Annotated in this window: 23 protein-coding genes; 8 read left to right on the top strand and 15 right to left on the bottom strand. The window is 35.5% G+C overall.

The annotated features are described in order from the left end of the window. Positions 1 to 42: 42 nt before the first annotated feature. From H599_RS0100850 to H599_RS0100820, 7 genes are all read right to left on the bottom strand, one after another. Positions 43 to 1,419, bottom strand: a complete 1,377-nt coding sequence (locus H599_RS0100850) for a sensor histidine kinase (RefSeq protein ID WP_026712383.1) — start codon at positions 1,417 to 1,419, stop codon at positions 43 to 45. A gap of 3 nt (positions 1,420 to 1,422) precedes the next feature. Further along, on the bottom strand, positions 1,423 to 2,097 hold the full coding sequence (locus H599_RS0100845) for a response regulator transcription factor (RefSeq protein WP_026712382.1): 675 nt from the start codon (positions 2,095 to 2,097) through the stop codon (positions 1,423 to 1,425). A 134-nt stretch (positions 2,098 to 2,231) separates the two neighbouring features. Beyond that, positions 2,232 to 2,459, bottom strand: a complete 228-nt coding sequence (locus H599_RS0100840; RefSeq protein ID WP_026712381.1) for a (4Fe-4S)-binding protein — start codon at positions 2,457 to 2,459, stop codon at positions 2,232 to 2,234. 2 nt (positions 2,460 to 2,461) lie between these two features. Then, positions 2,462 to 2,869: an OsmC family protein gene (locus H599_RS0100835; RefSeq protein ID WP_051590590.1), complete on the bottom strand. Its 408-nt coding sequence runs from the start codon at positions 2,867 to 2,869 to the stop codon at positions 2,462 to 2,464. A 32-nt stretch (positions 2,870 to 2,901) separates the two neighbouring features. Then, positions 2,902 to 3,186: a GNAT family N-acetyltransferase gene (locus tag H599_RS0100830; protein WP_026712379.1), complete on the bottom strand. Its 285-nt coding sequence runs from the start codon at positions 3,184 to 3,186 to the stop codon at positions 2,902 to 2,904. A gap of 11 nt (positions 3,187 to 3,197) precedes the next feature. Beyond that, positions 3,198 to 3,914 carry a pirin family protein gene (locus tag H599_RS0100825; protein ID WP_026712378.1) on the bottom strand — a complete coding sequence of 239 codons (717 nt, stop codon included), beginning with the start codon at positions 3,912 to 3,914 and terminating at the stop codon, positions 3,198 to 3,200. Positions 3,915 to 4,006: 92 nt separating this feature from the next. Continuing rightward, entirely contained in the window at positions 4,007 to 4,588 is a 582-nt protein-coding gene (locus tag H599_RS0100820) for a Crp/Fnr family transcriptional regulator (protein WP_026712377.1), read from the bottom strand. A gap of 270 nt (positions 4,589 to 4,858) precedes the next feature. On the opposite strand from H599_RS0100820, the gene H599_RS0100815 reads away from it, so the two are divergent. From H599_RS0100815 to H599_RS0100800, 4 genes are all read left to right on the top strand, one after another. Next, positions 4,859 to 5,458, top strand: coding sequence for an RNA polymerase sigma factor (locus H599_RS0100815; RefSeq protein WP_026712376.1), 600 nt, complete (start codon positions 4,859 to 4,861; stop codon positions 5,456 to 5,458). Between the two features lie 157 nt (positions 5,459 to 5,615). Continuing rightward, a complete protein-coding gene (locus H599_RS18960) occupies positions 5,616 to 6,803 on the top strand; it encodes a FecR family protein (protein ID WP_051590589.1) in 1,188 nt (395 codons plus the stop codon). Between the two features lie 91 nt (positions 6,804 to 6,894). Beyond that, a complete protein-coding gene (locus H599_RS18955; RefSeq protein ID WP_051590588.1) occupies positions 6,895 to 10,374 on the top strand; it encodes a SusC/RagA family TonB-linked outer membrane protein in 3,480 nt (1,159 codons plus the stop codon). A 30-nt stretch (positions 10,375 to 10,404) separates the two neighbouring features. Beyond that, complete coding sequence (locus H599_RS0100800) at positions 10,405 to 11,817, top strand: RagB/SusD family nutrient uptake outer membrane protein (protein ID WP_026712375.1); 1,413 nt, start codon at positions 10,405 to 10,407, stop codon at positions 11,815 to 11,817. A gap of 171 nt (positions 11,818 to 11,988) precedes the next feature. On the opposite strand, the gene H599_RS0100795 is transcribed toward H599_RS0100800, so the two are convergent. Continuing rightward, the gene (locus tag H599_RS0100795; RefSeq protein ID WP_026712374.1) at positions 11,989 to 12,351 is read right to left on the bottom strand and encodes a DUF983 domain-containing protein; all 363 of its coding nucleotides are present in this window, start codon (positions 12,349 to 12,351) and stop codon (positions 11,989 to 11,991) included. Positions 12,352 to 12,442: 91 nt separating this feature from the next. On the opposite strand from H599_RS0100795, the gene H599_RS0100790 reads away from it, so the two are divergent. Further along, entirely contained in the window at positions 12,443 to 13,306 is an 864-nt protein-coding gene (locus tag H599_RS0100790; RefSeq protein WP_026712373.1) for an AraC family transcriptional regulator, read from the top strand. Positions 13,307 to 13,573: 267 nt separating this feature from the next. Here H599_RS0100790 and H599_RS0100785 read toward each other — a convergent pair whose 3' ends face one another. Beyond that, entirely contained in the window at positions 13,574 to 14,662 is a 1,089-nt protein-coding gene (locus H599_RS0100785; RefSeq protein WP_026712372.1) for a mandelate racemase/muconate lactonizing enzyme family protein, read from the bottom strand. Between the two features lie 131 nt (positions 14,663 to 14,793). Here H599_RS0100785 and H599_RS0100780 point away from each other — a divergent pair, with 131 nt between their 5' ends. After that, positions 14,794 to 15,642, top strand: coding sequence for an AraC family transcriptional regulator (locus H599_RS0100780; RefSeq protein ID WP_026712371.1), 849 nt, complete (start codon positions 14,794 to 14,796; stop codon positions 15,640 to 15,642). A 3-nt stretch (positions 15,643 to 15,645) separates the two neighbouring features. Here H599_RS0100780 and nhaA read toward each other — a convergent pair whose 3' ends face one another. The 4 genes from nhaA to H599_RS0100755 form a co-directional block, all read right to left on the bottom strand. Then, positions 15,646 to 16,779 (bottom strand): Na+/H+ antiporter NhaA, encoded by a 1,134-nt coding sequence (gene nhaA / locus H599_RS0100775; protein WP_026712370.1) that lies wholly within the window; start codon positions 16,777 to 16,779, stop codon positions 15,646 to 15,648. A 234-nt stretch (positions 16,780 to 17,013) separates the two neighbouring features. Beyond that, positions 17,014 to 17,583: a hypothetical protein gene (locus H599_RS0100765; protein ID WP_026712368.1), complete on the bottom strand. Its 570-nt coding sequence runs from the start codon at positions 17,581 to 17,583 to the stop codon at positions 17,014 to 17,016. 154 nt (positions 17,584 to 17,737) lie between these two features. Further along, on the bottom strand, positions 17,738 to 18,928 hold the full coding sequence (locus H599_RS0100760; RefSeq protein ID WP_026712367.1) for a pyridoxal phosphate-dependent aminotransferase: 1,191 nt from the start codon (positions 18,926 to 18,928) through the stop codon (positions 17,738 to 17,740). Positions 18,929 to 19,003: 75 nt separating this feature from the next. Then, the gene (locus H599_RS0100755) at positions 19,004 to 20,098 is read right to left on the bottom strand and encodes a fatty acid desaturase family protein (RefSeq protein WP_026712366.1); all 1,095 of its coding nucleotides are present in this window, start codon (positions 20,096 to 20,098) and stop codon (positions 19,004 to 19,006) included. Between the two features lie 109 nt (positions 20,099 to 20,207). Here H599_RS0100755 and rsmG point away from each other — a divergent pair, with 109 nt between their 5' ends. Together rsmG and H599_RS0100745 are read left to right on the top strand one after the other, a co-directional pair. Then, entirely contained in the window at positions 20,208 to 20,837 is a 630-nt protein-coding gene (gene rsmG / locus H599_RS0100750; protein WP_026712365.1) for a 16S rRNA (guanine(527)-N(7))-methyltransferase RsmG, read from the top strand. 25 nt (positions 20,838 to 20,862) lie between these two features. Continuing rightward, positions 20,863 to 21,393, top strand: a complete 531-nt coding sequence (locus H599_RS0100745) for a hypothetical protein (RefSeq protein ID WP_162174240.1) — start codon at positions 20,863 to 20,865, stop codon at positions 21,391 to 21,393. A gap of 95 nt (positions 21,394 to 21,488) precedes the next feature. On the opposite strand, the gene pruA is transcribed toward H599_RS0100745, so the two are convergent. Both pruA and apaG read right to left on the bottom strand, forming a co-directional pair. Continuing rightward, the gene (gene pruA / locus H599_RS0100740) at positions 21,489 to 23,117 is read right to left on the bottom strand and encodes an L-glutamate gamma-semialdehyde dehydrogenase (protein ID WP_026712363.1); all 1,629 of its coding nucleotides are present in this window, start codon (positions 23,115 to 23,117) and stop codon (positions 21,489 to 21,491) included. Positions 23,118 to 23,270: 153 nt separating this feature from the next. Next, a complete protein-coding gene (gene apaG, locus H599_RS0100735; RefSeq protein ID WP_026712362.1) occupies positions 23,271 to 23,657 on the bottom strand; it encodes a Co2+/Mg2+ efflux protein ApaG in 387 nt (128 codons plus the stop codon). Positions 23,658 to 23,721 lie beyond the last annotated feature (64 nt).

Below are 23,721 nucleotides of genomic sequence, written 5' to 3'. Positions count from 1 at the left end.
TCTAGGTTAAGAAATAAAGTAATCTTTTGAAAATTAGCTTTTCTAAGCGTTTTTAAGATTGCTTTTTTCGAAAGTAATATTTACAACTGTTCCTTTTCCGGTTTCCGATTGTATTTGAAGTTCGCCATTATGCATGCGGATAATTTTCATAGCTAAAGGTAAACCCAATCCGTAACCGTTGTATTTTGAGGCAATTTTTCCTCTAAAAAAAGGTTCATAAAGATAAGGAATATCTTCCGGAGGAATTCCAATTCCAATATCGGTAATGGCGATTTTAATTTTCGTTTTGTCTACCGAAAGATTGACAAAAACTTCATCGTTATCCGAATATTTCACGGCATTGGAAATGATATTATTTAAAGCCAATTCCAACAGCGGTCTGTTGCAGGGAATGGTCAAAAGCGTGTCGTCTTCCGGAATGTTGTTTAGTTTGATATTCACGCGATTATCTGGAAAAAGAGTGTCGATAGAAGCTTTTACTTCTAAAAGAATTTCGTCAATCCGACCCATATCTAAAACCTGTTTCCTTCCGTCGTAGCCGGTTTGAGTCAATTTTAAAAGACTTTCAGTAAGATTTCCCAGTTTTGAAGCCTGCTTGTTGATGTTTTCCAAAGAATAGATGTATTCTTCGGTTTTTCTTTCTTTCAAAAGCATGATTTCCGTTTCGGCAATAATAGTCGTAATTGGTGTTTTGAGTTCATGCGAAGCATTGTTGATAAAATTAGCCTGAATTTCGAACGAAGTTTCCAGTCGGTCGAGCATGTCGTTGAAGGTTTTCGTTAAATCTGAAATTTCGTCGTTACCTTCGGCATCCGCTAGTCTGTTGTGCAAATTAGAAGCGCTAATACGATGTACTTCATTAGTGATTCGGGCAATCGGATTGATTACCCTTCGGGCTAAAAATTTTCCAAAAAAGTAAGCGACTATGATAAAACCAATTCCTCCAAAAATTAATATCTGCAAAATGTAAATTATACTGGTACTTCCGCGACGGTCTATGGCAGTTACAATTACAATGTGCCTTTGGTTGCCTTCGCTAAAAATTTGTCCGTAATAATAACGATGATTTTCCTCAGTCCAGCTGGAACCTTTTTTCATAATAGTATGGTAAAATTCCGGCGGAAGATGTAAATCAGTGTTGTATTCAAAAGTGTTTTTACTGCTTACTTTCAGTACAAAATCTTTTTCTTCAACTAGTTCTTCTAAGCCCTTTTTTTTGAAATCTTTGAAATAATCCTGATGCACAAGATTTTTCTGATAATAGGCAGATGAAGCAATTTTGGCTCGATCCTGAAGTCTTTTGATGAAATAATATTGGTTGTTTTGCTTAAAAAGAGAAAAAATAACAATGCAAAGCAGCAAGGTACTGAAACCCGAAAGGGCAATATAAGTAATGGTTATTTTCTTTCTGATTTGCATAAATTAGGGTTTTAAAATGTAACCTAAACCTTTGATGGTGTGGATTAATTTGTTTTGAAAGGGTTTGTCTATTTTATTTCTTAAATAGTTGATATATACATCAACTACATTCGTGTTCATGTCAAAACTGATGCCCCAGACATTGTCGAGAATTTGTTCCCGGGACAAAATAATTTCAGGATTATTGGCTAAATATTGTAATAATTTGAATTCTTTGGCGGTTAACTGAATGACTTCGCCATTTCTTTTTACCGATTTAGCACGATTGTCAATTTCCAAATCGTCAATCTGAATCAGACTATTGGGTTGGTGTTTCTGGTTGGATCTTCTGGCCAAAGCAGCGATTCGGGCTTCTAATTCGGTGAATTTAAAAGGTTTTACCAAATAATCATCGGCTCCCGAATTGAGTCCCGTCACAATGTTTTCAGTAGTCCCTAAAGCGGTTAAAAGCAGGATGGGAACAAAGTTTTTTTCGGCACGGAGTTTTTTGCAAATTTCAATTCCGTTAATGTCCGGTAACATGATATCCAGAATAACCACATCAAAATCTTCGTTTAAAATCATTTCTAAAGCAGTTGTTCCGTTTTGAGCAACGCTTACTTCATTATCGTTTTCCGAAAGTCCTCTTCGTATGATGGATAAAAGATGTGGTTCGTCTTCAACGATAAGTAGTTTCATAAATGATTTTTTTCTGAATCAAAATTAAATATTGTCTTCTTAAAAATTTGCAAAAACAGTATTTATCTTTTCTTTATCGGTAAAAATAAATAAAGCGTCACCTTGAGTAACGCTTTTTTAGGATTGAAAAAGATTTATTTTTTGTTCAAAAAATAGGTCAAAGCTCCCGAAGGGCATTTGTTTACGGTTTCGATTATTTTTTCGGAAGAAGAAGCTTCGGGTTTAATCCAGGGTTTTTCTCTGGGTTGGAAAACGTCAGGATTGTTGCGGGCACAATTTCCGGAATGGATGCATTTAGCCGATTGCCATACAATGGTCACTTCACCATTAGTGTACTCCTTAGTAATGTTTTTTGGATCCATGATTACAGTTGGGTATTAATAGTTACTTTTCCTTTTAATATTTTAGAAACAGGGCATTTGTCTGCAATTATTGCCAGTCGTTCCTTTTGTTCGGGAGTAATTTCAGTTGAAAAAGAAATATGTCTGGAAAAAACAGTTTCAAATTCACCATCTAATTCCTGAGCAGCGTTAATGCGAACATTGATTTCTGGAATATTCCAATCTTTACGGTCAATGTACATGCGCAAAGTAGCGAGTGTGCAACTGGCCAAAGAAGCTAAAAGTGCCGAAAATGGATCAGGTCCTAAATCTTTCCCTCCATTGTTTTCGGGTTCATCCATGATGAGTTGTCCATTGCGCCAGGAAATGGTACACAAATATTTTTGTGTGCCAATGTTTCCAACAATATCTTTTTCTAGTAAATTCTTCATGTCAAACTTTAATAAATGAATTTTTATACTGTTTACAAAACATCGTTGTATTCAGGTGTTTTGTCAAAAACTTTTTTCGCAAATGGACACAATGGAAGAATTTTTAGGTTTTTTTCACGGGCAAATGAAACCGCTTTTTCAACCATTCTTTTTCCAAAGTTTTTTCCGTTGTGTCCCGGATTTACTTCGGTGTGATCGATAATGATTTTGTGAGGTCCTGCAAAAACAAACGTCATTTTTGCTTCAATACTATCATTTATTTTTACATAAAAATAGCCTTTTTTGTCGTTGTATTCTACACCTAAAACTTCTTCCATTATTCTTTTATTTAGTAATTCATCGGGATTTCCATCACTAAAAATTTAGCTGCTGTAGTGGCTTTGATTTCTATTTCAGGAGTTTTCCAAAGACCGATGGCATCTCTTTTTTCTAATTTTTCACCATTTACTTCAATTTTACCTTCAATATTGATAATATAAAAACCATTATCGGCTTTTTGTAAGCTTAGTTTTTTTGAAAAATCTTTGTCAAAATCACTTAAATAAAACCAGGCATCCTGATGAATCCAAACGCCGGCATCCTCTGGATTTGGAGATAAAATTTGTGCAAAATCATTTTTTTCTAAAGATTTGTCTAAGGTAATTTGTTGGTAACGTGGTGTTACATTGCGCATTTTTGGGAACAGCCAAATTTGGAATAATTTGGTTTGCTGGTCGTGATTAGGATTGAATTCGCTGTGTTGAATTCCGGTTCCGGCACTCATCACCTGAACGTCACCGCTTTTAATGGTGGCGGCATTTCCCATGCTGTCTTTGTGAGCCAAATCGCCTTCAAAAGGGATGGTGATGATTTCCATGTTGTCATGCGGATGTGTTCCAAAACCCATTCCGGCAGCAATGGTATCGTCGTTCAAAACACGAAGTGCTCCAAAATGTACTCTGTCGGGATTGTACCAGCTGCCAAAACTAAAACTATGATAAGCGTTTAACCATCCGTGATTAGCGTGTCCTCTTGTGTCTGCTTTATGTAAAACTGTAGTTGCCATAATGTATGTGTTTTTATTAGTTGTTAAATTATTACCTTACAAATTTACAACCATAGAAGGCCTTTTGTGCTTAACCTAGGTTAAGAAAGTATTCAGATTTTGTTTTTGAGCATTCGGGATTTCATTTTACTGAAAAATTCCGGTGTGACACCTATATAGGAAGCAATTTGTTTCTGAGGAATTTTTTGCATTAAATCCGGGTATCTTTTGCAAAATTTATCAAAGCGTTCTTCGGCTGATAAACTTAAATTATCCATCAGGCGTTCCTGATGCGCAACTAATGAATTTTCGATAAGAATTCTGAAAAAACGTTCCAGTTTTGGAATTTCGATATACAGTTGTTCCTGATTTTCTTTGGAAAGTAAAACCAATTCAGCGTCTTCTAAAACTTCAATGAACAGATTGCCGGGTTTTTGCGAAATAAGGCTGTACATGTCACCAATCCACCAGCCTTTGCAGGCAAATTGCAATACATGTTCCACAATATTATCGTTGATGTTAAAACTTCTTAAAACACCCGAATTTACAAAATAGGAATATTGACAAATTTCGCCCGGACTTAACAAAATAGTCTTGGCTTTGTGTTGTTGTATTTCGAGTTTGCTTGCAAAAAGCTCTTTTTCTTCGGGAGTGAGCAAAACATGTTTTTCAATACTGTCTATAATCAAAGGCATGTTACTTTTTTAAAAATTTAATCTTGCTAAGATAGTCATTAAATAGGGGAAAATAGTTTTGAATTTGGTTAATGCAATATTTGATAGTTACTTTTTTTGTGAAAATTTGTTATTTGTTGTTTTTTTTGGAATTAAAACTTTCTTTTAATTAGTGATGTGGTTGAAATTGTTATATTAGCAATGATAAAGCTTGAAAATAAGAATTCTAATTCAAAAGAAGTGAATTTGTAGCAAATCAGTAGTTTGATAATGGAAAAGGCGAGTTGCAAAATGTCAGAAACAAAGGGAATTAATAATAAGTTGTTGATTTTAGAACTCATTGGAGGAAATGAAAAAGCCTTCAGTGAGCTTTTTAATATATTTTGTAATGATGTTTATGCTTATAGTTTGAGCATGCTTAAAAATAATGCGCTTGCTGAAGAAATCGTTCAGGATGTATTTTTAAATATCTGGCTGCACCGGGACCGCCTTAATCCGGACTTGTCTTTTAAATCTTATGTGTTTACCATAACACGAAATCTAACATTTAATCTTATCAGTAAAGTAGCGAACAGTGATAAGCTGAAAGAAGAAGTGTTTTATACCAGTCAAAAATCATATAGTCCTATTGAGGATACTATTGCCGAAGCAGATTATGAAGCGATAAGAACTCAGGCAATAGAACAATTACCGCCTAAACGCAGAATGATTTTTGAAATGTCCCGTAATCAAGAAATGAGTTACGAGGAAATTAGTAAAGAATTAAATATCTCTGTAAGTACTGTAAAAGGTCAGATGAGTAAGGCTTTGGCAGAGATTAGAAATTTTTTGGAAACTCATGGCGATGTTACGCTTTTAATTACCCTTATTTCCTCTCGTTGGTTAGAATAATCGACTCCTGATTATTGGGTTTATTTTCTTTTTTTTATTTTTTATTTTTTCGTATTACTTATGTTTTGTTATTATTTTTTTTGTTTTTCAAAAAAAATAATAACATGGAGTAGTACTTTTATATTTTTCATCTGTATTATATATAAGAACGTTTATTATGCAACACGATATTCACATTCAAAATTTGTTAAAAAAGTTCATTCTGAATCAATGCTCTCCAAAGGAGGTTGATGAAGTGGTGCGTTATTTTCAAAGTTTGACTGATTCCAATCAACTACCAACTGTGGAGGAGGTTTTGGCTATTTTAAATGAAAAACCATTAATGAATGAGGCAGATGCTGTACGTATTAAGAATGAAATATTGGCGATTTCTAAAAAGAGACCTGAACTAGATTTTAAAAAGAAATCCCGTTTTGTAAAATATGCGGCAGCGGCAGCCCTTTTTATCGGAATCTTAACTACAGCTTATTTCTTCAAGGATATCGTTTCTCAAAAACAAATGGAAGTTACGCCGGCAATAGTTAAACAAAATACTAATTCACTAAAACCGGGAACGGATAAAGCGACGCTTACTTTAAGCAATGGAAAGCAAATTGTGTTGGTAAACGGAACTTCTTTGCAAACACAAAATGCCAAATGCAATGGCGAAGCTTTGATTTATGCGTCTAATAAAAGCAGCACTGTTAAGGTGGTTTATAATTATCTGACTATTCCACGAGGCGGAAAATTCAGCATTACCTTATCGGATGGAACACGGGTTTGGTTGAATTCGGAGACCCAATTGAAATTTCCGGTAGCCTTTGTTGAAGGAAAAACAAGAGCAGTAGAATTGGTTTACGGAGAAGCTTATTTCGATGTGTCGCCAAGTACGATGCATAAAGGGGCTCATTTTAAAGTTTTAAGCCGTAAACAGGAAGTTGATGTTATTGGTACTCAATTTAATATTAAAGCTTATAAAGATGAAACGAATAGTTACACCACTTTGGTTGAAGGAAAGGTGGATGTGAATATGGAAAATGGAAAACAAAGATTAGCGCCCAACCAACAATTAAAACTCGATTTGAAAACTAATAATGCATTGGTGAAAAATATCGATGTGTACAATGAGATTTCCTGGAAAGAAGGTGTGTTTAGTTTTGAGAAAATTACCCTCAGAGACATGATGAAAGTATTATCACGTTGGTATGATTTTGATTTTACTTTCAAAAATAAAGCAATCGAAAACGAAATTTTCGATGGAGTGTTAAGGAAAAACCAATCCTTAGACGAAATATTAAAGAGTATTAAAAATTTTAAAATTATTAAAAACTATGAAATAAAAGACAAACAAGTAATTCTAGAGTAAAAAACGAAAGAGAAGTACTAATGAACTCCCGTGCGTTAGTTTCTGCCTGTTTTTATTAGCCAATTTGTAAAACCAACCAAACCAAAAAATTATGAAAATTAAAGTACGTAAGGGCTTTACTCTTTTTGGAGAAAAGCTTAAAGGAACTGTTTTGAGAGCATTTATCTTTTTGTGGTGTACCAATGTTTTTTGCCTTAATATAGGTCGGACATTTGCACAGTCGAATGTAATTATAGAAAAAGACCAGTCGGTAACTATTTACGAGGTTTTTAAGATTATAAAACAACAAACAGATTTAAATTTTGTTTATCCACGAAAATTCTTCAAAGACATTCCGGATGTTCGCTTAAAAAAAGGAACTATTGCCGTTTCTAAATTATTACAGCAGTGTCTTTCAACTTATAATTTAGATTTTGAATTGACGGATGATAAGACGATTTTTATTAAAGAAAAAACAGTTGTTGAAGTTACTATTGTTCAGCAAAAAACAGTTAGCGGAAAAGTTACCGATGCTTCCGGACAACCAATACCCGGAGTAAATGTGGTTGAAAAAGGAACTACAAACGGTGTTCAAACTGATTTTGATGGTAATTTTTCATTAAAAGTAAAAAGCGACAAAGCCATTTTAGTGGTTTCTTATATTGGTTTCAAAACCAAAGAGATTGCAGTAGGCGGTCAAAGCAAAATTGCGATTAAATTAGACGAAGATTCTGCTAAACTGGAAGAAGTTGTTGTGGTGGGATACGGATCGGTTAAGAAAAAAGATTTAACAGGTTCAGTAGTTTCTATCGGAGCGGAAAAATTAGAAGGAAGATCGAATAGCAATGTACTTCAGTCTCTTGCGGGACAGGCAACCGGGGTGCAAATTACACAATCTCAGGGAGCTCCTGGTATGGCGCCAACGATTAAAGTGCGTGGGGCATCTTCTATTAATGCCGGAACGACTCCGCTTTATGTAATTGACGGAATTCCATTGGAAGACAATACGACGAATTCGACAGATACCGGAATTAGTGCAGGAAGTAATTTGAGTTACAACCGAAACCCGTTGAATTCCATTAATCCAAATGATATTGAGTCTATCGATATTTTGAAAGATGCTTCTTCGGCAGCAATTTATGGTTCCAGAGGGGCTAATGGGGTTGTGATTATTACTACCAAACAGGGAAAAGCCGGGAAAACTAAAATTAATGCCACTTTTGAAACGGGTATTTCACGTGTGAATCGTAAAACGGATATGATGAATGCTTCTGAATTTATTGCATTCAACTCCGCTGCCAGAAATAATTCCTGGGCAACCATTGTAGCAGCCAATCCATCGGCTGTAAGAGGAAATAATGTAACGGTGCCTGTAGAATTTTCCGATCCGGTGTGGTTAGAGCGTATCGGTAACGGAACCGATTGGCAGGATGTGATGTTTAGAACCGCTCACAGCAGTAATATGCAATTGTCAGCTTCCGGAGGAAATGAAAAAACGCAATTTATGGTGTCTATGGGTTATATAAACTCAGAAGGTGTTGTTGACAGAAATACCTACGACCGAATTAATTTAAGATCCAATTTGAAACATAAATTTAGTGATAATGTTCGCATGGGGCTAAATATTGGTCTTAGCCGTGTAAAAGAAGCGCCTTATGGTACCGGAGGAAAAAGTGACGTGGTAAGTTTAGGTTTGCAAAGTGATCCTTTTTTTCCGCTTTATGTAGAAACAGGAAGTCTTGGGTTTAAAGATCCTGCATCTATTTGGAACACATTTACAAAATATGGTTTCCAACTTTGGCATCCTTATTCTTTAACCAGAGAAGCGACTGCTAAAAAAACAACTAATATTTCTACTGTTGCTTCTTATATCGAATGGGATATTATTAAAGACTTGACTTTAAAAACATCTGCGAGTTCTAATATCGAAAATACCGTTCATAATTTCTATTGGAATGCCGGTCAAAACTGGGGATATTCCGGATGGGTTCCGGCTCAGGCTGATTTTAAAACCTTGCAATCCAACAACTGGATTTCAGAAACAACGCTTAATTACAACAAAACATTTAATGAAAATCACAATTTAAATGTTTTGGCAGGATTTTCGGCTCAGGAACAAACTTTGGATACCAGCAGCATGACCGCAGGAAATTTTCCAAATGATTTGGTACATACTTTGAATGCCGGTGTGGTAAATTCCGGAAATACTTTCTCGGAAGATTGGTCATTGGTTTCTTATTTGGCTCGTGCAAATTATTCTTATAAAGGAAAATATTTGGCATCGGCAGCAATCAGAGCGGATGGTTCTTCCCGTTTTGGAGCTAATAACAGATGGGGTTATTTCCCATCGGGATCGTTGGCATGGCGTATTTCGGAAGAAGATTTTCTGAAAGATGTTGCCTGGATCAGTAATTTGAAAGTAAGATTGAGTTATGGTGCAACAGGAAACAATCAAATTCCAAATTACGGTTCCATCGGAGTTTTAGGATATAATTCTTATGTGAGTTCCGGAACAGTAAATCAGGGAATTTATACTTCCAATTTTGCTGATAAAAATTTGAAATGGGAAAAAACTGGTCAAACCAACTTTGGTGTTGATTTTAGTGCTTTAAACGGACGTGTAAAATTCTCAGGAGATATTTATTATTCGAAAACAAAAGATTTATTGCTTAATGTGCCAATCCCGATTCTTTCCGGTTTCTCGTCAACTTTGACTAATATCGGAGAATTAGAAAACAGAGGATTTGAAGTAAATCTTACTACGCAAAATATTGACAGTAAATTCAAGTGGAGTACCGACTTTAATATTTTTGCCAATAGAAATAAAGTGGTGAAATTAGGCGTAAATGATGCGCCAATTGATATTAACGTAAGTAGTATGACATCGCGTACAGCGGTTGGAAAACCTATCGGGATGTATTATGGTTATGTAATTGACGGGGTAATTATGTCGCAAGCCGAATTAGACAGTGGGGCTTATCCGGTATGGGCAGGCAGTGAAGCCGGAGATCCAAGAGTGAGAGATGTGAACAAGGACGGTAAAATTGATTCTAACGACCGTACGTATTTAGGAAATTACCAACCTAATTTCCAATGGGGATTGACCAATAATTTTTCTTTCGCCGGTTTTGATCTTTCTGTTTTATTACGTGGTTCACAAGGTGGAGAAATTTTGAATCACAATGCCCGTTATTTAAAATCAGGTGTTGGTGGTGGTAACCGTAATATGTATTCGGTGGTAAATAATTACTGGAAATCCGATGCTAATCCTGGAGACGGAATGACACCAAAACCTCGTATGTTGCCAACAACGGTTCGTGATTTTGGTTCAAGCTACTGGGTTGAAGATGGTTCGTTTGTTCGTATTCAAAATATTCGTTTAGGATATAATTTACCAAAAAGCTTAGTTGAAAAATGGAAATTAAGCAATGTAAAATTCTATGTAAATATGGAAAACGTACATGTGTTCTCTGATTATTTAGGTTATGATCCGGAAGGAAGTACGTATCAATCGGGTGTAATGGTTGGTTTTGATTATGGAGCTTATCCAAATCCATTTACAGCTACAGCCGGAGTAAATATCAGTTTCTAAAAATTTGATAAACGTTTAAAACTTAAGAACATGAAAAAAATACTATATACCCTGCTATTCTGTAACTTATTCCTGTTAGGATGTAGTTCGGATTTTTTGGATAAAGCACCTATTTCTAATGCCAATGAAGAGAATTTTTATAAATCTAAGGAAGATATTGAAACAGGATTGTGGTCGGCTTATAATTCACTTTATACTTTGTATGGACCGGAAAGTTTGCCTTCTTTTTACGGCGAATTGATGTCGGATAACGCTTATAGTGATAATGCTGCCGGAAGGATTCAGGATTATGAAGGATTCGAATTGCACACCATGACCATCGATAATGAGTTGGTGTACAACTATTGGAACAATTATTATAAAGCTATTTACATTGTAAATAATTTAATCGTTAATGCTGAAAAACTGGATTTTGCAACCAGAGATGCTTTAATTGGTGAAGCAAAGTTTTTACGCGCTTTGTATTATTTTGATATGGTTCGTACCTGGGGCGATGTGCCGTTGGTTACTACTCCTTTAAGTGTGGCTGATTCTTATGCCAAAGGACGCACACCAAAAGATCAGGTTTATGCTCAAATTATTGCCGATCTTCAATTTGCTGCGGCTAAATTACCCGTGAAAACAAGTCAGCGTTTTGTTGGGGCTGCCAGTCAGGAAGCGGCTAATACTTTATTAGGTAAAGTGTATTTAACTATTGGAGATAAACCAAAAGCAGCTGAAGCTTTGTTGAAAGTCTATGGTAAATTTAGTTTGGTTCCTTATGCTGATTTATGGGATAAAACAAAGAAAAATGGCGCTTCGTCAATTTTTGAAATTCAGTATAAAGGAGGCATTTCTAATCCTTACAGCTTGTATTGGGCTATGTTTACTCCGGTAGATAACCGTGTGGTTACAGCCTGGGGAGGGGGATTTAATCAGGTTACTGATGATTTATGGAATGCTTATGAAACAGGCGATCCAAGACGTGATATTTCTATTCAAAACGGATATACAACGCCTAATAATTCATTTGTAGATGTAAAATTCACCATTAAATGGAAAGATGCCACTGCGCCTGTTGCCGGATTAAGAGAAGCTTCGGATAATAATTTTATTGTGTTGCGTTATGCGGATGTACTTTTAATGCTTACCGAAGCAACGGATGATGCAAAATACCTGAACGAAGTTCGTGCCCGAGTTAATTTGCCAGCTTATGGAGCGATAGGTTATCCGGCGCAATACAATACCCTGGCTTTGGCTTTAGAGCACGAAGCACAGGTGGAGTTTGCCTGCGAATTTCACCGTTGGTTTGATTTAATCAGAACCGGGAGAGCTATAACAGTGATTAAAAACAGTAGCAAAAACATCACTATTGAGACAGAAGATGATTTGTTATTGCCAATTCCGTTTTTAGTAATTAATCAAAATCCGGATGTGATTACGCAAAATGAAGCTTATAAATAAGAATTAAAGTTTATTTGGTGGTTAGTTGTTTGGCCGCTTATTTGTCAAAAAGACATTTAAGCGGTTTTTTTATTCCCCTCCTTTGGGAGGGGTGCCCGACGGGCGGGGTGGTTTATTCCTATTGATTTTTTACTAAAACAATAACCGAACTCTGAATAGTTTGTTATTTTATTAACTCGAATAATTCTTAAACATATAAATCCATAATAGTCGGGACAATCGGATATTAAAAGTAGCCAGAACGATAATAACAGTCATAATGATAGGGATGATTCTCAGGTCAAATGTTTCTTCAAAGAAAAACTGCGCGATACAATAAGTAGTAATTGCCTGCGCAACTGTCAGCCCGTAATTCATATACATAGCACCAAAAAAATAACCCGGTTCTTTTTTGAATTTATAATGACAATGCGGACAATATTCGTTCATTTTAGGAAAACTGAATTTGAAAAAGATAGATTTTTCTTTAAAAACTTTTCCCTGATGACAATGAGGACAATCGTTGTTTAGGATGTGAAGAAGTGAATTTGACATGACTCTTATTTTTTATTCAAAGGTATTTATTATCCATGTGCCGGCTATTTTCTATATTCGCTTATTCTAGCACAAAAAAGACATTTTTATAATGAAAAAGTATCCTGTCTATAGTATCAAACAGTTTAATTGCAATTCGGTCAATAGTGATTTGTATGTCAATACTTTTAAGAATCATTTAATTAACCACAGTTTTATAGAAAAACCCCATCGTCATAATTTTTACTTGTTGGTTTTCTTTACTCATGGAAGCGGCGTTCATGAAATTGATTTTAACCGATTTGAAATCAAAGCCGGAAGTGTTTTTGTGTTGCAACCGGGACAGATGCATCATTGGGTTTTGTCCGAGGATATAGAAGGTTACATTGTTTTTTATACCGCCGAAATGTATAATCTGTATTTTGGGAAAAAGAAAATTGATGATTATCCTTTTTATTTTTCGGTTCAAAATAATCCCGAAATTCTATTGGAAAAACCCGAAATGGAAACGGTTTTGGCTTATTTTGAAAATTTGGTGGTCGAGATGCAATTGGAGCAATTGTGGAAACAGGATAAGATTATGAATATTTTGGACAGTATTCACATTGAGTTGGCTCGAAAATATAACGCAGTTTATGTGCAGGAAGCGCATTCCTACCAGGTAAAGATTAAAAAGTTGGAACAATTGTTAGAGCAACATTATAAAGAGCAAAAGTCGGCTGCTTTTTATGCCTCCGGACTCCATATCAGTTTGAAACATCTGAACCGAATTTGCAGAGATACCCTAAAAAAAACAACCACCGAAGTGATTGTAGATCGCATTATTCTCGAAGCCAAGCGTATGTTATTGGATAAAAACTGGACGGTTAACGAAATTGCTTTTGCATTAGGTTATGAGGATTACTCTTATTTCACGCGTTTGTTTAAAAAACACACCACAATGACACCTACAAATTTTCGATTGTTGAAGAATTGAAACTTTGTTTTAGTTATTTGCTCGCGCCAGCTGGGGATAGCTTTTTTTGAAGGAAAATGTATCGAGAACCCTTAGAGGAAGAAAGCTTCTCGATACAATTTTAAATCATATAGCTGTCGCAATATGATTTAAAATCACTCGAAGTGACGGTTGTGAAAAAGTTAATAAAGTTGAGTTTGGCGATAAATGAACCCAAAAAAAAACAGTTAAAAAAGGGAGTGTTGATACTTCCAATTTTAAACTGCTTGTATAAAAAAATGAATTGTTTTATAATTTAATTTCAGTCATTCGGTCATCGATAAAACTGAATCCCCAGCCCGGTAAATCGTGCGGTTTGGCAAAACCATCCTGAATAACCATTGGGTTGTCAATCAATGGATCGACCCAGTCAAAAGATTCCACGCCCACACCGTTAGAAATGGTACACAACAGCGGCACATCATAATCTTTGTAATAATGTGGCAGCACCGGCAGATGGAAACTTTTTGCCAAAGCGGCGCTTTCTCTCCAGGCTTCGACACCGCCAATGCGCAAAATATCGGGTTGCCAAATATCCAAAGCATTTCGGGTAGCTAATTCTCTCAACGGCAAAGTATCAAATTCTCTTTCTCCCATGGCCAGTGAAATTCCGGTTTGGTTTTTCAGGATTTCATAACCCTGAAAATTTTGGTGATGAATCGGTTCTTCAAACCAGTTGATGTTTAAATCTCTGGCTTCACGAGCCAGTTTCATGGCTGATGGCAAATCCATTCCCTGATTGGCATCCATCATGATATCGACTTTGTCGCTCACGGCTTCGCGCACTAAACGCAAACGCTCGACATCAGTATTCACTTTTGGCGAACCTACTTTTATTTTTACGGCTTTAAATCCGCGATTGGCATAATTGGTTACTTCTTCGATCAATTCGTCAATAGAATAGGAAATCCAGCCGCCGCTTCCGTAAATAGAAACTTTTTCTTTGTGTGTTCCCAGAATTTTATGAATAGGTTGTCCCAAAGTTTTTCCCCAGGCATCCCACATGGCAATATTGATAGCCGCTTGTGCCCAACGCAATAGCCCTTGGTTTCCAAAATATTCGGCTAAATCGTCCAATTTTTGATAAACAGCCGAAGTTTCATTGGTATTATAACCTTTGATAACCGGAATAATATCTTTCAGTGCACCTACAATCGCATTTGGTGAATATTGGAAAGACAATAAATACGACTCTCCAATAATACCGTTTTCCAACTGGATTCTCATCACGATAAAGGAGATTTCGGTTAGCGTATGGGTAGCGTCGGCAATTGGTTTTTTAAGTGTGGTAGAGGCTTTGTATAGTTTTACGTCTCTGATGGCGATAGATGAGTTCATGCAGTTGTTGTTTTAGTATTTGCAATAGTACAACTTTTAAATAAACACTATTTACACCATAAAAGCAATTTTAAACACTATATTGATTCAAAATAGTGTTATTTTTACAGTTTTACATTCGTTTAGAGTCTATGAAAGCAGAATATCGAAGTATTAGTCCCTCGCCCGGGAGTTCATTCCGAACCAGTATTTTTGAAGGAAAAGAGTTTATCGCTTCCTGGCATTTTCATCCGCAGTATGAACTGACTTATATTTTGGGGAGTAGCGGGATTCGGTATGTGGGGGATAATATGGCCAATTTTGAATACGGCGATTTGGTTTTAGTGGGTTCTAATTTGCCGCATTGTTGGAAAACGGTTGGAGAACAAAAGGAAGAAGTGCGCTGTATTATTATTCAATGGGATGAAGATTTGCTTACTCCTTGGTTAGAAAAAGAAGAGTTTCAGCACATCAGGCAAATGATGCAATTGGCCTCACGTGGAATTCATTTTCCTAAAGAAGAGGCACTGTTGGTCGAAAAAAAGATGTTGGAATTAATCGATTTACCTCCTTTTGAGCGATTGCTGTCTTTTTTGCAAATCTTACAGGAATTGACCAAAGCTCATCATAGTTGTCTGGCAGGAGAAGGTTTTACGACCAATTTGACGGTGAAAGAAAGCGAGCGGGTCAATTTGATTTACAATTATGTCAAAGAATATTACAATCGGCAGATTACTCTGGAAGATGTTGCTCAAAAAATAGCGATGAATAAGGATTCTTTTTGTCGTTTTTTCAAGAAAACCTTTCGCAAGTCTTTTTTTGAATTTATTAATGAATATAAAATAAGTATGGCGACCAAAATGTTGATTAATACTGATTTAACGGCATCGGAAATAGGTTATAAAGTAGGGTATAATAATTTGAGTTTCTTCAATAGACAGTTTAATAAGTTTGTGCAGATGTCACCCTCTAAGTACCGAAAAATGTATCGGGATATCTGAAACTTATTTTTTTAAAGTTTGCTTTAAAGTGAAGAAGCCAAGTAATCCTGCAATTAGGGAAGAAATTAAAATGACCAATTTAGCGTTGTTAATGATTGTTTCATTTTCGAATGCCAATAAAGTAATGAAAATGGACATGGTAAAACCGATTCCCGCCAAAAGACCAACTCCAAAAATAGTTTTCCAGCTAAGTCCTGATGGGAGTTTACAAAATCCCAGTTTGACTGTGGCATAGGATAAAATAAAAATTCCCAATGGTTTCCCCGCAATAAGACCAAGCAGAATTCCGATGCTGTAATTTTGAGTTAAAGTTTCCTGAATATTTCCGCTAAGAAGAATGGCTGTATTGGCTAATGCAAAAATGGGTAAAATGATAAAAGCCACCGGTTTGTGTAAAAAATCCTGTAAAATATAAGAAGTAGAGTTTTTATCTCCGTTACCAAACGGAATGGCAAAAGCCAATAAAACACCACTAATTGTAGCGTGAATCCCAGAATTAAGCATAAAATACCACATGGCTACACCGCCAATCAGGTAGGGGGTGAGGTTTCTCACTTTTAATCGGTTGAAAGCTAAGAGTAAAGCAAAAATTCCTAAAGCTATAAATAAATTGTTTAGATGAAGGGTTTTGGTATAGAATATAGCAATGATAATGATTGCTCCTAAATCATCAATAACGGCCAGAGCGGTTAGGAATATTTTTAGCGTTACAGGTACACGGTTCCCCAAAAGGGAGAGGATGCCCAAGGCAAAAGCAATATCGGTTGCCATGGGAATTCCGGCTCCGGATTGTGTGGGAGTTCCGTAATTAAATAGCAGGTATAGTCCTGCCGGAACAACAATTCCGCCCAGTGCCGCAAAAATAGGCAGCAAGGCATTTTTAATGCTCGAAAGTTCTCCTTTGTAAATTTCTCTTTCCAGTTCTAAACCAATAAGTAAAAAGAAAATAGCCATTAGTCCATCGTTAATCCAATGTCCAATACTGTGTGAGCCTATTTTAATGTGAAATAAATCTTGGTAACTGTCTCCAAAACTCGAATTTGTCAGAAATAATGAAGCCAGTGTGCAGGCTATTAAGGCAATTCCACTGGATTTTTCACTATCGAAAAATTCTTTAAATAATGTAGTTACTCTCATTTTTCAGGTAGATTTTTCTCTTAGAATTCAGGAAGGCTTTTATTTTTTGTTTAACAAAAAAACAGTGTTTTTTCAAATATACTAATTTTATTTGGTAATGTAATTCGGTGTTTTTTAACACTACAGAAGTAATCGAATTATAAAGCTTATTAACTGTGTTTTGTTTTTTAATTGAAATAATCATATGAAAAAAGCCCCAAGTTTCCTTGAGGCATTTTCAATTATTTCAAAAAATTAATTGTTTATAGGAATTGAAACACCTGCGGCAAAAGCACCTGAAATTTGTTTCATGGATGGATAGAAATAATAACTTAATGCAATATCTACACTATGTTTACGCCCAACCGCTAATCCTAATGAAAATGGAATATGCATCAAAACACCATTTTTTTTGAGATTAGTGGATGGAGTGTAAGTTTGAAAAGAACCAATAGATACCCCAATTCCTGACTCGATAAAAGGAGCAACATAAGGAATAGGTGCTGCAACACGAATTTTTCCACCCAATGAAAATGCTTTAGAGCTTATTCTGTATTCGGTTGGATCTCCATTCTCATTAGTTTTGTCTCCTGAGGTAAGTAAAATTCCTGCGTAAGATCTTACGCCAATCCATTTTGTTATTCCTTTTGCATATTCAGCCTGAGCATAAAAGCCAGTTCCTGTACCTTCTTCTTCATAATAGGAAGTACTTAGTCCCAAACCAATAGAAGTATTAATGTATTCTCCTTTTTTGGGTTGGGCGTTTACAGAATTGGAAAGAAATAGGTTGAAAAGAATAATCAGGAGAAGATACCTAAAAAACATTGTTGTTTGAGTTTAATTGTAATAATTAGATTGTAAAAGTATGATTTTTTTTTGTTTGGCATAATAAATAAATGAGTACAAATTTTATTTTTAAAAAAACAAAAAAAGCCCCAAGTTTCCTTGGAGCTTCTTAATATCAATTAAGATTTTCTGACTATCCTGCCAAAGCGTCTTTAATTCTTTTTAAAGCTTCTTTCAATAAATCGTCGCTTGTAGCATAAGAGAAACGAATACAGTTTGGGTTACCAAAAGCATCACCAGTTACGGTGGCTACGTTAGCTTCCGCTAAAAGGTACATAGATACATCGTTAGCATCTTTAATTTCTTTTCCTCTTAATGTTTTTCCAAAGAAAGAAGATACATCCGGGAATACGTAGAAGGCTCCTTCCGGAACGTTGATTTTAATTCCTGGGATTTCTTTCAATAATCCAACCACTAAATCTCTACGTTTGTGGAATGCCTGAACCATGTGGTTTAATACCGATGGGTCAGCATCAACCGCAGTGATGGTAGCACGTTGCGCGATAGAGTTGGCTCCTGAAGTTACCTGACCTTGAATTTTAGTACAGGCTTTTGCGATAAATTCCGGTGCTCCAATGTATCCAATTCGGTATCCTGTCATGGCGAAAGCTTTTGCTACTCCGTTAACCGTGATTGTTTTTTCAAACATTCCGGGGATAGAAGCAATACTGCAGAAAGTTCCTGAGAAATTAATGTGCTCATAGATTTCGTCAGCTACTACATAGATATTTGGATATTTTTCTAAAACTTTAGCTAAAGCTGTTAATTCTTCTCTGTTGTAAACAGATCCTGAAGGGTTACATGGAGAAGAGAACCACATCATTTTAGTTTTTGGTGTGATAGCAGCTTCTAATTGTTCCGGTGTGATTTTGAAATCTGTTTCTACAGAAGTTGGAACTTCTACAGGAACTCCACCTGATAATTTTACGATTTCGAAATAAGAAACCCAGTAAGGAGCTGGTAAAATTACTTCGTCACCGTCGTTTAACATTACCTGAGCAATGTTGTATAAAGATTGTTTAGCACCTGTAGAAACTACAATGTTAGCAGGTTTGTAATCTAAATCGTTGTCTCTTTTGAATTTTCTGCAGATAGCATCTTTCAATTCAGCATATCCGTCAACCGGAGAATAAGTGCTGTAGTTTTCGTCAATCGCTTTTTTAGCAGCTTCTTTGATGAAGTCTGGCGTGTTAAAGTCAGGTTCTCCTAAACTTAAACTGATGATGTCTTTACCTTGCGCTTTTAATTCTCTAGCCAAAGCTGCCATTGCTAATGTTTGTGATGTAGCAAGATTGTTAATTCTGTCTGAAAGTGGATTACTCATTAATAAAATGTATAGCCCCGATAAGGGAGATTAATTATTTGTTTTTATTTATAAATCTAAAATGAACGTTTTCTGCTACGCCATTTCAGGGTTTGTTCCTAATTCTTTTAAATGTTTGAAATGTGCAATTACGGCACTTCTCAAGGTTTTGTATTCATAATAAGGCAGGTTGCATTCCTGTGCGGTTTCGCGAACAATTTTTGCAATTTTACCATAATGAATGTGACTGATATTTGGGAAAATATGATGTTCAATTTGGTGATTCAAACCTCCGGTATACCAGTTTACCAACCAGTTTTTTGGAGCAAAATTGGTCGTGGTGAACAATTGGTGAATTGCCCAGGTGTTCTCCATTTCTCCTAATTCATTTGGAGTAGGGTTTTCTGCTTCTTCTACAACGTGAGCTAATTGGAAAACAATACTTAAAATTAATCCTGCTGTATAATGCATTACAAAAAATCCAACAAGTACTTTCCACCAAACAATTCCAATGACAATAGGCAATACAATCCAAATGGCTGCATAAATTATTTTAGTAATAATTAAGGTTGTCCAAAGAATTTTAGGACTTTTAGGCTCGCCGTAAGATAATTTTCTTTTGATGTAGTTTCTCATTTGCTTAAAATCAGTCGTAATCGCCCAATTGAAAGTCAATAATCCGTATAGAAAAACAGAATAGTAATGTTGAAAACGGTGAAAGCGGTGCCATTTGGCACTTTTAGTAAAACGGATAATTCTACCCGCATCTAAATCTTCATCATGTCCGGGAATGTTAGTATAAGTATGGTGTAGAACATTATGCTGCACCTGCCAGTTGTAGACATTTCCGGCCAAAACATAAATGGTTCCTCCCATAATTTTGTTAACCCAACTTTTATTGGAATACGAACCGTGATTGCCATCGTGCATCACATTCATCCCTAATCCGGCCATACCAATGCCCATAACGATGGTTAAAAGTAGGTGCGCCCAAAAAGGCATATCAAGGGTTAGGATTAAAAAGTAAGGAACCAGAAAGACAGTAAAAAGGATGACCGCTTTTAAATGCAGTTTCCAATTACCCGCTTTTGAAATGTTATTTTCTTTGAAGTAATTGTTTACCCGCGAGTTAAGCGTTCTAAAAAACTTTAGTTTGTCTTGCTTAGCAAATGTAGGTGCGTTAGTATTCATACAATTCAAAAATAGCGTTCAAAGATAATTATTTATAATTTTTAACTCGGCAAAATTCAGTTAAATATTTCAAACTTAAAAATAGTACTTTTGTTAAAAAATTAAAACCATGGATGAGATTCTGAAGTATTTTCCAGATTTAACCGATATTCAAAAAGAACAATTCCAAAAACTGGATTTTTTATACCACGATTGGAACGAAAAAATAAATGTAATTTCCCGAAAAGATATTGATTCTTTGTACACTAAACATGTTTTGCATTCTTTAGGAATTGCTAAAATCATGAAATTCGAACCAGGAACTTATGTACTTGATGTGGGAACCGGAGGAGGTTTTCCCGGAATTCCATTGGCGATTTTATTTCCTGAAACCCGTTTTTATCTGATAGATGTTATTGCCAAAAAAATAAGAGTAGTACAGGGTGTTGCCGATGCTTTAGGACTTAAAAATGTAAAAGCAGAGCAAACACGTGCCGAAAACGTAAAAGGGGATTTCGATTTTATTGTGAGCCGTGCGGTAACGAATATGCCTGATTTTGTTTCCTGGGTAAAAACCAAAATCAAGAAACAACAAAAACACGAATTGAAAAACGGAATTCTGTACTTAAAAGGAGGTGATTTAACCGAGGAATTAAAAGATTTTCCAAAAGCTACGCAATATGATTTAGCTGATTTCTTTGAAGATGAATTCTTTGAAACTAAGAAAGTAGTGCATTTGCCATTGAAGTTTGTAGTTTAAGAATTATTATAAGAATCAGAATAATATGGATATTAAATATTATAAGATTTCAATTTTTAAATTGATAACGAGGACAATGTTCAATTTGTTGTTATTGTTTCTTCTTGGAAGTTTTATTTTTATAACTGTACATGCATTTAGAGGGTTTTTTAGTAATAACTTAAAACTTGGGTGTGTTGGAATTGGATTTTTGTTAATTTCTTTATATTCGGTTTATTATTTTGGAACAGTATTTAAATTGTTTTTTCAATATTATTTCAATGATAAAAAACGTGAAATTAGTATTGATTTTAAAAACAATAAGATAATAATTAAAAATCGAGATGAAAATCGATCTATAGTCTTTAATGATCAGAATTTAAAAATGATAGAATTTAATATTTCTACAAAAGATTCCAAAAATCTTACTAGCGAATATGATTTTGTGAAATTAATTTCAATTGATAAAAAGGAGTATTTTATTACAAATTTAATATTAGATAGTTCTGAATTGTTGGATGTTTTGCCAAAAGTTAAAAGAACGATAAAATTAAATTCGATAAATTATTTGAAATAAAAAAAGGTTTTAAAAATAACCCTGCACGATTTCAAAAAATCTAAAATTGTGCAGGGAAATCATAAATCACAAATCGTTATCTGTAATCATAAATCTTACTCTCCTAAAAACGGATATCTGTAATTTTCAGGGCTGACAAAAACTTCTTTGATAGTTCTTGGTGAAACCCAGCGCAACAAGTTCATTGCCGAACCGGCTTTGTCATTCGTTCCCGAAGCTCTGGCACCACCAAAAGGTTGCTGACCTACAACAGCTCCGGTACATTTGTCATTGATGTAAAAGTTTCCGGCTGCATTTTGCAATTTCACGGTAGCTTCTTCAATAGCATAACGGTCTCTGCTGAAAATAGCTCCGGTAAGCGCGTAATCGGATGTTTGATCGATTAATTCCAAAGTTTCCGACCATTTAGCGTCTTCATATATGTAAATAGTAAGAACAGGGCCAAACAATTCGGTTTCCATAGTTGCATATTTTGGATTGGTAGTCAGGATAACCGTAGGTTCAACAAAATAACCAACTGATTTATCGTAGTTTCCACCAATGATGATTTCGGCATCAACGTCTTTTTTGGCTTGTTCAATATGGCTTACTAATTTGTCAAAAGAACCTTCGTGGATTACGGCAGTGATAAAGTTGCCAAAATCTTCCGGAGAACCCATTTTCATAGATTGAATATCTGTGGTCATTTGCTCTTTTATAGCAGGCCATAAACTCTGCGGAATATAAGCTCTGGAGGCAGCTGAACATTTTTGTCCCTGAAATTCGAAAGCGCCACGCACAATTCCGGTTACGGCTTGTTTTACATTAGCACTTGGGTGTACCATAACAAAATCTTTTCCTCCGGTTTCGCCTACAATTCTTGGATATGTTTTATAATTATGAATGTTAGTTCCGATTTTAGCCCAAAGGTCTTTGAATACATGAGTTGAACCGGTAAAATGCAAGCCGGCAAAGTCGCGACTGGCCAGAACCGTTTCGGTAACCATTAAGGCATCACCAAAAACTACATTGATAACGCCTTCCGGAAGTCCGGCTTCTTTGAAAATATCCATGATAATTTTGGCAGAGAAAACCTGACTGTCGCTAGGTTTCCAAACCACTACGTTACCCATCATTGCTGCACTGGCAGGAAGATTAGCCGCAATAGCAGTAAAGTTAAAAGGTGTAATTGCGTAAACGAAACCTTCTAACGGACGGTATTCTAAGCGATTCCAAATGCTGGAATCTGAATTAGGCTGATCGTTATAAATTTGAGTCATGAATTCTACGTTGAAACGCAAAAAGTCAATCAATTCACAGGAAGCGTCAATTTCGGCCTGATGAATGTTTTTAGACTGACCAATCATCGTGGCAGCATTGATGCGGGCTCTGTACGGTCCGGCAATCAATTCGGCAGCTTTTAAGAAAATAGCAGCGCGTTGTTCCCAGGCCATATTTGCCCAGGCTGTCTTTGATGCTAAAGCATTCGAAATTGCTTTTTCAATATGTGATTTCTCGGCAAGATGATAAGTTCCTACAATGTGTTTGTGGTCGTGTGGCGGAGTGATGTTTCTGGTGTTTCCGGTTCTGATTTCTTCATTACCGATGTACAAAGGAACATCTATTTTCTCATTCCACATCTTTTTATAAGCAGCTAATACTGCCGCTTTTTCAGGAGAATTAGGAGCGTAGTTTTTTACTGGTTCGTTAACAGCTTTTGGTACATTGAAAAATCCTTTTAGCATTGTTTTTTGTTTTTTTTATCTAATAGTTTTAGATAAGGTTAGAAATATTTTATTCAAAAACTAAGAATAAAGGTATGCTAACAAAAATACAAAAGGATTACTTAAAACTTTTATAAAGAGTTATAAATAAGTTTTAAAATGTTAACTGAGTAATTAATTTAAAGCAAAAGGAGCACACAACCTAAAAGTAGGGATAATTACTTTAAAGGTTTTAGTATTGGTAAAATTAATCATATTGAAATGTCCTTTCATAGCTCCGTAAGGAGAAGAAAGTAAACATCCGGAACTGTAAGTGTGGTTTTCGCCTGGTTTTAAAACTGGTTTTTTGCCAATAATACCTTCCCCGTCAACAATTTCAATATTGTTTAAAGAGTCAAAAATTTCCCAGTGTCGGGAAGTAAGTTGTACAGAATCTTTGCTGTGGTTTTCGATGGTGATTTGATAACTAAAGGCAAAATGAATCTTGTAGTTCTTGAAGTAAGTGCCTTCAAAACTAGTCAAAACGGTGATTTTTATGCCTCTTGTTATCTGAGAAACCATGATTAATATATTAAAACAGTGTTTAATAAGGGCAAAATTACAAAATTTTCATTTGCATTTGTTA

The organism is Flavobacterium daejeonense DSM 17708, assembly GCF_000425425.1.
GTDB lineage: Bacteria > Bacteroidota > Bacteroidia > Flavobacteriales > Flavobacteriaceae > Flavobacterium > Flavobacterium daejeonense.
The sequence above is the reverse complement of the archived record's forward strand: the minus strand, read 5'-3'. Positions and strand labels throughout refer to the sequence as shown.